The sequence below is a fragment of the uncultured Microbulbifer sp. genome (assembly GCF_947489355.1).
Taxonomy (GTDB): Bacteria; Pseudomonadota; Gammaproteobacteria; order Pseudomonadales; family Cellvibrionaceae; genus Microbulbifer.
This window is the reverse complement of record NZ_CANLDD010000009.1, coordinates 53,938-66,375: the sequence shown is the minus strand read 5'-3', so window position 1 is coordinate 66,375 and position 12,438 is coordinate 53,938. Positions and strand designations below refer to the sequence as shown.

Genomic DNA, 12,438 nt, shown 5'->3' with positions numbered 1-12,438 from the left:
TGATAGCCCGCTGAATAACTGGGCTATGGGTATAACCCGCTGCTCAACCACTTCCATCGCCCAGCGCCCGTTCCTTTTGGATACGCACATACACCTCTTCCCGGTGCACCGGCAGGGATTTGGGGGCCTTGATGCCCACCCTGACCTGGTTACCGCTAATACCCAATACGGTGACGGAGACATTGGCCCCAATTCTGAGGTTCTCGCCGGGCCGGCGTTTTACAACCAACATAAGCCTTTCCTTCCGGGTTGCAAATCCCGGGATGACTTTTCGTGATGGGAATACCTGGAAAGTAACGATGGAAGGCAAGACGGGGCGGGGCGCGGGAACGGTAGACGCAACAGCAGAACAGGCGGACGCAACGCTCCCAGAGCCTGGGGAATCGCTCCAGGCACCTGAATGTGCTCCAGTTAATTGAAGACAAACGGGTTTCTAGCGTATTATGCATATAGCCATTTTGATATTGAGGTTATCAATTTGGTCAGCTGGCCCCTGGTGTGCTAGCACCTTGGGTCAGCGCCTTTTCCGTATTCTTAGGTCACGCTACCGTTCTCCTGATAAAGGAAGGGATCTGTTGGGCATTGCCTGGGCCGTTTGGGTTTTTTATTGTTGATTTACAGAAACCTGCCCAATTACGGCCCGTAATGGCGAGTAAGCCTTTGAATCTTACGCCGCTTTACCCCTAAAGAAAACCGATTACAATCCAATAAGATTATTTTGGTGCCTATATTTCTAATGCCTGCGTTTAATACCTGCGTTTGGAAAAAGCGTAATGGCCTATTAGAAAGTGCAAGTTACCTGCCGTCACAGTTGCGTTGAGCGGAGGTGCCCATGGGGAAGGTGCGGTGTTTATTCTCTACATCGATGCGAGGTCGGGGCAGATCACAACGGTTATTATGGCTGAGGAATCAGTCGGTTCTTACCAGTGAACGCATTCTCTGTTTTTGACACTGGATTTCTTTGCAGGCCGACAATAGTATTTTCCCCAGATACACTTGTTGGCGTGAATGGGCGCAGGGAGCCCATCCGATAAGCGCCTAAGCAGAGCCGGGTATTGGACGTTTACGCCTTGTCAATTTCCTCCTCCCACTGCTGCCCATAGCCCGCGTTTTCCAGGTAACCGCCAAGGGTGTTATACAGCTTCTCAGTCCAGTATTCAGCGCTGCCTTCACAGGGGATTTCCACGGCTTGGGTGGATTTTTCGATCATGGCCCAGAAGAATTGACTCAGATGCGTGGCCTCTTCTGCAGAGGTGACGGTTCCACGCTGGATAATCTCTGTTGCCTTGGTATCTTGCAGCAGTTCGGCAAAATATTGCGCGACGATTTTTTCTTCAGGATATCGATACTCGATCATAGTGTGAACCCCGCGTCTTTAATGACCGACATCCGGTCCGCGATCCAATATAATTTTTCTACCAACTGGTGTACCAGCATTTTATCGGTAACCGTCAGAAAGTGATGTCCTTTCTTCCTGTTATCCGGCACAAAGGCCAAACCCGGCGGAATGTCCGCCGCCTCCAACACCCAGTAAACCTGTACCGCCGTACCAGGATTACGCTTTTGCAGCATTTTGTGCAGGCCCTTTAGGTGCTGCCAGTTGGAAGAAAAGGATAGCCCCATCTGGGAGTGTGGTAATACCCATTGGAAGTCGGGAGATAGGCACCAATCTTTTACTCTGAGTCCCTGTACCAGCTTTTCCCCGGCAGGTACCGTTTGCGGGTCATACACGGTAGGATGATTTGTTCCCACAGTAGGTCGGGCAACGAACCCCTGAAATGTTTTAATGATTTCCCGAAGGTCCTCCAGGGTTCTAAACTGGTGGACGTATTGCTTAGCCATTGCTTCCCTCTGCCTGCTAATTCACTTTCCCTTTTTGATGCTTTATTGAAAGTTAGCCCTCTTTTAAAATCAAGCTAAAAGTAACGTTAATCCACTGGCCAATAAATCCGCACCAGGGGTACCAGTGCCCGGCCTTCCAGATCGAAGTTATCGTAGTGGCTGACAATCAAATCCGCTAGGTCATCCAGGTCGACTAACGTGAGGGTGAAAGTGGAGCGGTCGGCCTCGTAGCGGGCCTCACGGCTAAAGCCACCGGTGCTCACAAACAGGCCGGAATCCCCCTCCCGCAGGGTGCCGATAAAGCCGCGTATGGCGGGGGCGCCCATGGCGCCGTCGCGATGCTTGACTTCCGCCTTGATGCGCGGCTGGGTCAGGCCCAGGCCATCCGGTGAGGCGATCACATCCACACCGCGATCCGGGCCCTTAGGGGAGACTTTGGCGTTAAAGCCCATGGCGCGCAAGATCGCTGCAACCAGTTCCTCCATATCCTCGGGCAGCAGTGCGGCCACCTTGTCTTTGATCAATTCATGGCTCTGGGCCACGGTTTCGTCTTTGAGTTGTGTGGTCTCGGTTTCTGCCACTTCCTCTTCTGATGGCGTTACCGTGCGGCCTTCGAAGATGGTTAAAAAGGCTTCAATCGTCTCCTGGTTTAGGGAGAAGAGGGTGAGGGTAGAGCCTAGGGAGTTTTTCGCTTTCTGGGGCAACTGGTCGCGACTGACCTTGCCCAGCCACTCCACCCGGCGCAGATTGGGGTAATCGCCGACGGTGCCCGGCTGATACTGATATTCCCCTTGATCGACCCCCAGCAGGTAGTTGCGGGTCTCGGGGTTGTAGCTGACAATATAATCGCCGGCGGCAATCTGATCACGAAATTTCAGGATCATGGCCACTACATTGGCGGTGGCCGCAGGCTTATCATTGCCATAAACCTTGATGTATTCCGCCCGCAAACGCTCGGTGCTTGTGTACTGAGTAAAATCCCCCAGTTGCGATGAGCCAAACGCGGCAACGCCCTTTTCCTCGAAGTCTTCACTGTAAATACCGCCGCGCCCGGCGCGGACCATCCATGCGTTGGTCATCCTTCGATTTCCCTATTGTCTAATTATTTCAATTACTTGGCGGTCAAGCTGTGACAGGTGTGCCCTTTATAAAGCTAAGCAGCCCTGATCCCGCACTCACGGTAAGCTAACCGATGGCTGCATTCAAATACAACAGATGCTGGAATGTCTTGGCCAGAGCAGGGCCTGCAATAATAGTGAGTGATTACCAACCATAATGCTCCCACTGACGAAAAACCCAAGTGGCACCGCTGAAAATTTGTGTACATAAGAACACAGTAACCGCACTGATCAGGGAAGAGGCAAGCCTGAAAAACCGCCGCCTACTGGTATGTTATCGGGTACCAAGGTGCCAATACTGTGTGGCGTTGGATGAGTGCTTCAATCACTGGAAAGACTGACTTTTGTTCATGGCGACAGAGCCCCCGGAATCGGGCAAAATTAGGTCACTAACACCTGCAGCCTTGCCCAAAAAATCTTCACCGGGCAGGCGAACCACTAAGGAATACCCGGTACATGGCCAAGAAGTCCGCAAAACCCAAGCAAACCGTCTCTTTTGAAGAGTCCCTCTGGGACAGCGCCAACAAGCTGCGTGGCTCGGTAGAGTCTTCCGAATACAAACATATCGTCCTGAGTCTGATCTTCCTCAAGTTTATCAGCGACAAGTTTGAGGCCCACCGCCAGGCGCTGATTGAGGAGGGCAAAGAGGCGTTTGTCGATACAGTGCCGTTTTACACCCAGAGCAATGTCTTCTACCTGGAGGAAGCCGCGCGCTGGGATTACATGATCAAGCACAGCAAGCAGGACGATATTGCCCTTAAAATCGATACCGCCCTGCACACCATTGAAAAGGCCAATAAATCCCTGGCCGGCGCACTGCCGGATAACTACTTCTCCCGTCTGGGCCTGGAAGCCAGCAAGCTGGCGGCACTGCTGGATACCATCAACAATATCGAGACCCTCGCCAACGAGTGCCATATCAGTGAAGAGGATCTGGTGGGCCGGGTTTACGAATACTTCCTGGGTAAGTTTGCCGCGTCTGAAGGCAAGGGCGGTGGTGAGTTCTATACACCCAAATCGGTAGTGGCACTGCTGGCGGAAATGCTCGAACCTTACAAGGGCAAGATCTACGATCCCTGTTGTGGCTCTGGTGGAATGTTTGTGCAGTCCATCAAGTTTGTGAACAGCCACAACGGCAACCAAAAAGATATTTCGATCTACGGGCAGGAATACACCAGCACCACGTATAAGCTGGCGAAAATGAACCTGGCCATTCGCGGTATTAGTGGCAACCTGGGGGAAGTGGCTGGGGATACTTTTTTTAAGGACCAGCACCCGGACCTGAAGGCCGATTATATACTGGCCAACCCGCCGTTTAACCAGAAACAGTGGCGCGCGGATAACGAACTGACCGATGATCCCCGCTGGGGTGGCTATACCGTGCCGCCTACTGGCAATGCCAACTATGCCTGGATCTTGCATATGTTAAGCAAGCTGAGCGAGAGCGGCACCGCCGGTTTTGTGTTGGCCAACGGCTCTATGAGTTCCAATACCAGTGGTGAGGGGACGATTCGCCAGGAGATTATCGATAACGACCATGTGGACTGCATGATCGCCCTGCCGGGGCAGCTTTTTTACACCACACAAATTCCCGTGTGCCTGTGGTTCCTTACCAAAAATAAAGCGGAAGACAAGGTACATGGCTACCGGGCGCGCAAAGGCGAAACCCTATTTATCGACGCCCGCCAGATGGGCACCATGGCCAGCCGTATCCACAAAGAGCTGACCAGCGACGATATCGCCAAAATTGCACAGACCTACCACGCCTGGCGCGGCGAGAAGAAAGACGGTGACTATGAGGATGTTGCCGGATACTGCAAAGCCGCCAGCCTCGAAGAGATTAAAGCCAATGACTATGTCTTGACCCCAGGGCGCTATGTGGGGGCCGCCGAACTGGAAGAAGATGGTATTTCTTTTGAAGAGAAAATGCGTGAGTTAAGCCAGACGTTGTATCGACAGATGGGTGAAGCTGAAGCGTTGGATAAGGCTATTCGCCAGAATCTGGAGGTGCTGGGTTATGGTGAGTGAGTGGCAACAAGTAAAACTAAAAGAAATAACATCAAAACTCGGCGACGGATTGCACGGCACTCCTAATTACTCTGAGGATGGCGGCTATTACTTCATAAACGGAAATAATTTATCTAACGGAATAATAATCTTTAACGAGAAAACCAAAAGAGTAGATTCGATAGAATTTAAAAAATATAAAAAGGAGCTTGGCGATAAAACTATACTGGTATCTATTAATGGAACGATTGGAAATATTGCATATTACAACAATGAAAAAATAATTTTGGGCAAAAGCGCTTGTTATTTCAACGTAGATAAAGATGTTGATAAACGATTTGTTAGGTATGTTCTTCAAGATTATAGATTTCAGAATTATATAGATGCTTTTGCAAATGGTACAACTATTAAAAATGTATCTCTGAAAACCATGAGAGAGTTTGAGTTCTCATTACCTGACTCAGAAACTCAAACCAAGATAGCAAATATACTTGATGGCCTTGACAGAAAAATCCAACTCAACCGCCAAACCAACCAAACCCTAGAACAAATGGCCCAGGCCCTGTTTAAAAGTTGGTTTGTGGATTTTGACCCGGTTATCGATAACGCCCTCGCCGCAGGCAATCCCATTCCCGATGCCCTGCAAGCCCGCGCCCAACGCCGTCAGCAACAACTGGCCAAGCCGGGTCATAAACCCCTGCCGGAAGCTATTCGCCAGCACTTTCCCTGTGAATTTGAGCATAGCGAGGCTTTGGGGTGGGTGCCGAAGGGGTGGAAGGTCGAGACAACAAAATCTATATCAACGACAAATTCTTTATCATGGTCAAAAAAGAATGCACCAGAATCTGTTGATTACGTTGATTTGGGAAATGCTAAGAAAGGACAAATATCTGAATCCAAAAAGTATGATTTTTCTGAAGCCCCTAGTCGAGCTAAGCGCATATTAGAGCTTCACGATACAATCATTGGGCTTGTCCGACCTGCTAATAGATCATTTGCCTATGTTGATCGACCAGGACTTACTGGTAGTACAGGCTTTGCAGTTATGAAGCCAAATCATAAAAACTTGAGAGCTTATTTGTATCTCCACCTTACGAGAGATGAGGTCGTTGATGAGTTTGCTCGAATTGCTGATGGGGCTGCATATCCAGCGATTAGACCAGATGTAGTAACTAATCAGGTTTGTCTAGTACCTAATGATTTAATACTTGCAGAGTTTCAGAAAATTTCTGGCGAAAAATTTGAAAGAATAAGAGTGAATAATCATGAAATTGACACTTTATCTCAAGTTAGAGATGTACTTCTTCCAAAATTAATCTCGGGAGAGTTACGTATTCCAGATGTACAAAAAGAAGTGAGTGATGCAGTAGCCTAAAGCCAGAGTGAAAAAGGATTTTCAATGAAGTTTACCGAAGCCCAGTTAGAAAACGCCATAATCCAGCTACTGGGGCAGCAGGGTTATCCCCATATTACCGGGGAGGCGCTCTCCCAGAGCGCTGATGGGCCCCGAGGGGCGACGGAAGTCTTGATCAAGGAAGATCTGCGCAGTTTTCTGAGCAGGCAGTATGCGGCAGAGGGGATTACGGCAAGCGAGGTGGAGAGCATTATTCTCCAGTTGGAGCTGCTCTCCCCCAGCGATTTGTATGACAGCAATAAAAAGTTCTGCAAATGGCTCAGCGATGGCTTCTTGTTTAAGCGGGAAGATCACACGCAAAAAGATCTCTATATCCAGCTGATTGATTACAGCGACCTGACCGAGATGCGCATCCCCACTGAGGGTGAGGTAGAGTCACTACCAACTAAGCCTATCAAAGAGGGGGAAGCGGGTTATAGAACAGGTGCAACCAATAGTTATAAAATCGTTAACCAGCTGGAAATCGAGGGTGTGGCCTCGGCCAGCGGTGGCGAGCGGCGTATCCCCGATGGCATTTTGTATATTAATGGCTTGCCCCTGGTGCTGTTTGAATTTAAAAGTGCCATCCGGCCTGAGACCACCATCCACCATGCCTATACCCAAATCTGCACCCGCTACCGCCGGGATATTCCGCAGCTGTTTGTGTATAACGCCCTGTGTGTGATTAGTGACGGTGTCAATAATAAAATGGGCACCCTGTTTGCGCCCTATGAGTTCTACTACGGTTGGCGAAAAATCACTGGTGAGGAAACCCTCAGTAAAGAGGGTTTGGATTCCCTCACCACTTTATTGCAGGGGCTGTTCGACCAGCGCCGCCTGCGCGAGGTACTGCGCCACTTTATCTTTTTCCCCGATAAAACCCATCAGGAAATCAAAATCGTCTGCCGCTATCCCCAGTACTACGCGGCCACCAAGCTCTACCAGAATATTTATACACACCTGAAAAGGCCCGATGGCAAAGGGGGCTACAGCGGCGATGGTAAGGGCGGTACCTACTTTGGTGCCACCGGCTGCGGTAAAAGCTTTACCATGCAGTTCCTAACCCGCCTGCTGATGAAAAGCGCCGCCTTCGAAAGCCCCACCATTGTGCTGATCACCGATCGCACAGACCTGGATGACCAGCTGTCGCAGCAATTCACCAACGCCAAAATTTATATTGGTGACCAGATCGTAGAGAGCGTAACTTCCCGCGCGGATCTGCGTGAAAAATTGCAGGGTCGCCAGAGCGGTGGTGTCTTTTTGACCACCATCCATAAATTTACCGAAGATATTGAGCGGCTGACTGAGCGCTGCAATGTAATTTGCATTAGTGATGAAGCCCATCGCAGCCAGATTAACCTGGATCAAAAAATCACGGTGGTAGAGACCGGGATTAATAAGGGGGTCAAGAAAACTTACGGTTTTGCCAAGCACCTGCACGATTCACTGCCCAACGCCACTTATGTCGGTTTTACCGGAACTCCCATTGATGCCACCCTGGATGTCTTCGGTCCCACGGTGGATCGCTACACCATGAATGAGTCGGTGAAAGATGAAATCACCGTGCGCATTGTGTATGAGGGCCGTGCGGCGAAGGTGATTCTGGACAACGACAAACTCAAGGAAATTGAGAACTACTACGCGGAGTGTGAGAAAGACGGCGCTAACGAATATCAAATAGACGAAAGCAAAAAAGCCATGGCCAGTATGAACGCCATACTGGGGGACGAGAATCGTATCCGCGCCCTGGCCAAGGACTTTGTCGCCCACTACGAAAACCGCTTGGCAGAGGGCTCTACCGTCGCCGGCAAGGCGATGTTTGTGAGCAGCGCACGCTCGATTGCCTATCAGTTCTATCAAGCGCTGGAAGCCCTGCGCCCCGAGTGGTTTGAGGTACTGGCCTGTGCCGAGGGTGAGCCGTTAACCGAGAAAGAGCGCAAAGAGCTAAAACCCTCCGAGCGGGTCCGTATGGTGATGACCCGCAACAACGACGATGACAAGGTGCTGTGGGACAAACTCGGCACCAAGGAAGACCGCAAAGAACTGGACCGCCAATTCAAGCAGGCCAAATCCAACTTCAAAATCGCCATTGTGGTGGATATGTGGCTCACCGGCTTTGATGTGCCGTTTCTCGATACCTTGTATCTCGATAAGCCGGTATCCAAGCACAACCTGATCCAGACGATTTCACGGGTCAACCGCAAATTTGAGGGCAAGAGCAAAGGGTTGGTGGTGGATTATATTGGTATCAAAACCAATATGAATAAAGCGCTAAAAACCTTCGGCGGCAGCAATGCGGACAACTTTGAAGATATCGCGGCTTCTATTGTCGAGGTGCGCAATCATCTGGATTTGCTCAATCGCGCTTTTCACCACTTCGACAGCAGCGGCTACTTTAGCGGCGACCCGGTCAGCCAGCTCAACTGCCTCAATGAAGCGGCCGAGTATGCCCTGCAAACCGAGAAGACCCAAAAGCGCTTTATGGATATCGCCAAGCGCTTAAAGGCGGCCTATGACATCTGCTGTGGCAACGAGGAAATTACGCAAACCGAGCGGGACCAGATTCACTTCTATATGGCTATCCGCTCGATTATTTTCAAACTCACCCGTGGCGATGCCCCAGATACCGCACAGATGAATGTCAAAGTGCGCGAGATGATCGCCGAAGCGATTCGCAGCGATGGGGTCGAGGAGATCTTTAAGCTCGGAGAGGAAAAGGGCGGTGGCCCCATCGATATTTTCGATGAGGACTATCTGGCCAAAATCGACAAAATCAAACTGCCAAATACCAAGATCAAGCTGTTACAGAAATTGTTGGAAAAAGCCATCGGCGAGGTGGCCAAAACCAATAAGATGCAAAGCGTCGACTTTTCCAAGAAATTCAAGGCGCTGGTAGAAAAGTACAATGAGCGTAAGGAAGAGGATGTACTGGTCAGCAGTGTACTGGAGGACTTCTCCAACGAGATTATCGATCTCTACCGGGATCTGAAAACCGAAATGACCTCCTTTGCGGATATGGGGATTGATTATGAGGAAAAAGCGTTTTTCGATATCCTGAAATCGCTCTCGATCAAGTACGATTTCTCCTATCCAAAGGACAGGATGATCGAGCTTGCCAAGCGGGCCAAACAGGAAGTCGAAAGCGTTGCCAGATTTCCAGATTGGAACCGGCGGGAGGATATTAAGGCCAAACTACAAGTAAAGCTTATTCTGTTGTTGGCCGAGTTTGGCTACCCGCCTATCGCCAATGATGAGGTTTTCAAGGATATTTTGGAGCAGGCGGAGAACTTCAAAAAGCATCAGGTGGCTTAGGGGGTGTGATTTTTCGTACTGGGAGCCTTGCGGGTATCATCCACTGCGAGGCCAGACAAGGATAATACTATTATTCGCGGATCACTCAAATGCGAGAGGGGCAACCCCTGTGTATTCACTGGCACAAGCGTGCAGAGTGCATCAATGGCATTTTTACCTGGCTGGGCATGGCCCAACAATCGGTAACTGTAGGATCAAGCCTGAACGACATACTACCCGCTGCGCGGGTGATTGCGGATTGCCGTATTCATACTTTTCTCGATATCGTTGTCTGGTTCACGCCTACAAGCTCCGTAATCCCTGTTTGTATAAAACCGCTTTTCTTGAGTGCCTCAATCTGGCATCTTTGTTTATAGTTCAGCTGCTTGCAGTGTCTCATGGCATATCTCTTGTGGGAGAAAAAGCGCGCAGCCTGCGGGCAACTGCCGCCTTTTCGAGCAGTATTAAGCTATGCACTCACAAGTTGAATCTAGGGATTTATATAAAAAGTCATAAAGGGAAAATTAGCAATGAAGCATCTAATAGGCATTACCTGTACTTTAGCCATGGCAATGAGTGCCCAGGCTGCTGATCGTATCCCCGTCATCCCGGATATGCTCCTACCACAGGCTCTGACAGCGGTTGCAGGGCCTGATATGGCGCTTGTGAAAGTGCATGAGCGCACTCTCGGAAATGGCACAACCGTCGCCCGCTACCAACAGACCCACAGGGGTATTGCTGTTTGGGGCCAGACGATAACCAGCTCTAGCCAGGGCCTGATGACTGAAGTCCATAACCATGTTCTCACCGGGCTTGAGCTCGAAGTCCCCAATGTACGCGCAGGCATCAATGCCAGCAATGCTGTTAGGCGTGCTATGAGCCATCAGGTAGCCATGCGAGCCCAGCAAGGGATGATCCAGGGCGCACGCTCACTTCCTGCCATCAAGCTCGGCGCACAGAACCAGGAACAAGCGCTGTATGTCTACATCAATGAGCAGGATGAAGCGCGCTTGGCTTATCTGGTGAACTGGGTGGAGTACGGAGAAGCGCCAACCCGTCCGTTCTACTTTATCGACGCCATGACCGGTGAAGTGATCAAGCACTGGGACGGTCTGGCTTTCCGGGATGGCTTCGGCCCCGGCGGCAATGAAAAGACCGGGCGCTATGAATATGGTATCGATTTCCCTGCGATGGAAGTAACCAGCAACTGCCGCATGGATACGGTGAATGTTGAAACTGTAAACATGAATCACTCCACTAGTGACGGCAACGTTTTCGACTTTCCCAAGTGCTTCACCACACATCCAGCCCGCAATACCTTCAAGCAAATCAACGGCGCCTATTCTCCGCTGAATGATGCCCATTTCTTTGGCAATGTTGTCTTCGATATGTTTGACGACTGGTATGATACTTCACCGCTGAGCCAGAAGTTGCGCCTGCGGGTACACTTCAGCAAAAACTATGAGGGCGCCTTCTGGGATGGCAGGCAGATGACCTTTGGCGACGGTCTTACCACCTACTACCCACTGGTCAGCCTGGATGTTATTGCCCATGAAGCCAGCCATGGCTTTACCGAGAAAAATTCAAACCTCATCTATCATGACCAGCCGGGGGGGATCAACGAATCTTTCTCTGATATTGCCGGCGAGGCTGCAGAGTATTTCTTAACAGGCAGCAATGACTGGCTGGCTGGCGAGCAGATTAAAAAAGGCAGTGGCGCCCTGCGTTACTTTCAAAACCCCACTGCCGATGGCTACTCTATCGATCATGCCAGTAACTATCGAAGTGGCATGAGTGTGCACAACAGCTCCGGTGTCTTCAACCGGGCTTTTTACCTGCTGGCCAACACGCCTGGCTGGAATACTCGCACAGCGTTTGATGCCTTTGTCCTTGCCAACCAGATGTATTGGAGCCCAGTCACCGGATATAACCAGGGTGCCTGTGGCGTAATCTCTGCGGCAGGGGACTTGGGATACAATACGGCAGACGTTACTGCCAGCTTCAATAGAGTGGGTGTTACCTGTCCATAGTGGCCCCATTTATCGAACCCGGAGTTTGCACGACTTCAGAGTCAAAACGGCGGAAAGTCTTATCATTGCGGGTGTTTAACACCGTTGAATAAGAAATTCCGCCGTGCCAAAAGGCTGCCAGCTTGAACTCAGTGTTTCATCCCTTTCCCGCCGCTAAATCATCGTAGATTCCACTGGTGGTAATTTGACCTCCAATGCCGGCCTGCTACCCCTGAGAGAGTGCGACCAGCGCCTGGGCTTGGCTCGCTCCAAGGCAGAGGTTGCCCATGATCCGCGAGACCCTGCCCGGGTTGAACACAGCACTGAACAACGGGTGCCACTGAGACTGCTGGCAAAGCCGCTTTGTTATTTAAGGGCAGAGGTTTTGCTGTTTGTATTACCAGGTGCGGGTTTGCATTTTTTGTGCGCTTTATGCCCGGATGCCGATGAGGTCTTTATTTGGCGGATTGGTGCAGTGACTTTTTGCAGGGTGTTGCTGTAAAGTATCTGTGTGCAATTTGAGCACTGGAAATTTTGGCGTTGATGCCCCTGATGGAAGCGGGGATGGAGTGATGTTGATAGGTTCGTGAAGGTTTGCCTGTTACTACCGGGCCGGAAGGAAAGAAAACCCCTCTCCCAGGACACGCTGTGATTACATCCTTGTAGGCTCGTAATCGGCATCCATGCCTCATACGATCCTGGGAGAGGGGTATTCTTCCCTCCTGCTTTACTAGTATGCTGGCCAGAACTTGTGTCGAGGTGTTTTGAAAGGGTAGGG

General features: G+C 50.5%; 9 protein-coding genes. 5 read left to right on the top strand and 4 right to left on the bottom strand.

The features are described 5' to 3' along the window. Nucleotides 1-43 precede the first annotated feature (43 nt). The 4 genes from csrA to Q1A48_RS06290 all read right to left on the bottom strand — a co-directional run bounded on the left by csrA (nucleotide 44) and on the right by Q1A48_RS06290 (nucleotide 2,921). A complete protein-coding gene (gene csrA / locus Q1A48_RS06305) occupies nucleotides 44-232 on the bottom strand; it encodes a carbon storage regulator CsrA (RefSeq protein ID WP_299942538.1) in 189 nt (62 codons plus the stop codon). An 831-nt stretch (nucleotides 233-1,063) separates the two neighbouring features. Next, on the bottom strand, nucleotides 1,064-1,357 hold the full coding sequence (locus Q1A48_RS06300; RefSeq protein WP_299942537.1) for a hypothetical protein: 294 nt from the start codon (nucleotides 1,355-1,357) through the stop codon (nucleotides 1,064-1,066). Next, nucleotides 1,354-1,842, bottom strand: a complete 489-nt coding sequence (locus Q1A48_RS06295) for a hypothetical protein (RefSeq protein WP_299942535.1) — start codon at nucleotides 1,840-1,842, stop codon at nucleotides 1,354-1,356. The genes Q1A48_RS06300 and Q1A48_RS06295 overlap by 4 nt, the downstream gene beginning before the upstream one ends. A gap of 86 nt (nucleotides 1,843-1,928) precedes the next feature. Continuing rightward, nucleotides 1,929-2,921, bottom strand: coding sequence for a restriction endonuclease (locus Q1A48_RS06290; RefSeq protein ID WP_299942534.1), 993 nt, complete (start codon nucleotides 2,919-2,921; stop codon nucleotides 1,929-1,931). A gap of 495 nt (nucleotides 2,922-3,416) precedes the next feature. On the opposite strand from Q1A48_RS06290, the gene Q1A48_RS06285 reads away from it, so the two are divergent. From Q1A48_RS06285 to Q1A48_RS21755, 5 genes are all read left to right on the top strand, one after another. Then, nucleotides 3,417-4,988 carry a class I SAM-dependent DNA methyltransferase gene (locus tag Q1A48_RS06285; RefSeq protein ID WP_299942532.1) on the top strand — a complete coding sequence of 524 codons (1,572 nt, stop codon included), beginning with the start codon at nucleotides 3,417-3,419 and terminating at the stop codon, nucleotides 4,986-4,988. Continuing rightward, nucleotides 4,978-6,342 carry a restriction endonuclease subunit S gene (locus Q1A48_RS06280; RefSeq protein WP_299942530.1) on the top strand — a complete coding sequence of 455 codons (1,365 nt, stop codon included), beginning with the start codon at nucleotides 4,978-4,980 and terminating at the stop codon, nucleotides 6,340-6,342. Before Q1A48_RS06285 ends, Q1A48_RS06280 begins: the two co-directional genes overlap by 11 nt. 24 nt (nucleotides 6,343-6,366) lie before the next feature. After that, a complete protein-coding gene (locus Q1A48_RS06275; protein WP_299942528.1) occupies nucleotides 6,367-9,672 on the top strand; it encodes an HsdR family type I site-specific deoxyribonuclease in 3,306 nt (1,101 codons plus the stop codon). A gap of 509 nt (nucleotides 9,673-10,181) precedes the next feature. Then, nucleotides 10,182-11,681 carry a M4 family metallopeptidase gene (locus tag Q1A48_RS06270; protein ID WP_299942526.1) on the top strand — a complete coding sequence of 500 codons (1,500 nt, stop codon included), beginning with the start codon at nucleotides 10,182-10,184 and terminating at the stop codon, nucleotides 11,679-11,681. Nucleotides 11,682-11,838: 157 nt separating this feature from the next. Continuing rightward, nucleotides 11,839-12,162, top strand: coding sequence for a transposase (locus Q1A48_RS21755; protein WP_366523385.1), 324 nt, complete (start codon nucleotides 11,839-11,841; stop codon nucleotides 12,160-12,162). Nucleotides 12,163-12,438: the final 276 nt, after the last annotated feature.

Bases quoted from the DNA above. Each gene is read 5' to 3' on its own strand.
- csrA (WP_299942538.1), bottom strand. From the start codon at position 232: ATGTTGGTTGTAAAACGCCGGCCCGGCGAGAACCTCAGAATTGGGGCC.
- Q1A48_RS06300 (WP_299942537.1), bottom strand. From the start codon at position 1,357: ATGATCGAGTATCGATATCCTGAAGAAAAAATCGTCGCGCAATATTTT.
- Q1A48_RS06295 (WP_299942535.1), bottom strand. From the start codon at position 1,842: ATGGCTAAGCAATACGTCCACCAGTTTAGAACCCTGGAGGACCTTCGG.
- Q1A48_RS06290 (WP_299942534.1), bottom strand. From the start codon at position 2,921: ATGACCAACGCATGGATGGTCCGCGCCGGGCGCGGCGGTATTTACAGT.
- Q1A48_RS06285 (WP_299942532.1), top strand. From the start codon at position 3,417: ATGGCCAAGAAGTCCGCAAAACCCAAGCAAACCGTCTCTTTTGAAGAG.
- Q1A48_RS06280 (WP_299942530.1), top strand. From the start codon at position 4,978: ATGGTGAGTGAGTGGCAACAAGTAAAACTAAAAGAAATAACATCAAAA.
- Q1A48_RS06275 (WP_299942528.1), top strand. From the start codon at position 6,367: ATGAAGTTTACCGAAGCCCAGTTAGAAAACGCCATAATCCAGCTACTG.
- Q1A48_RS06270 (WP_299942526.1), top strand. From the start codon at position 10,182: ATGAAGCATCTAATAGGCATTACCTGTACTTTAGCCATGGCAATGAGT.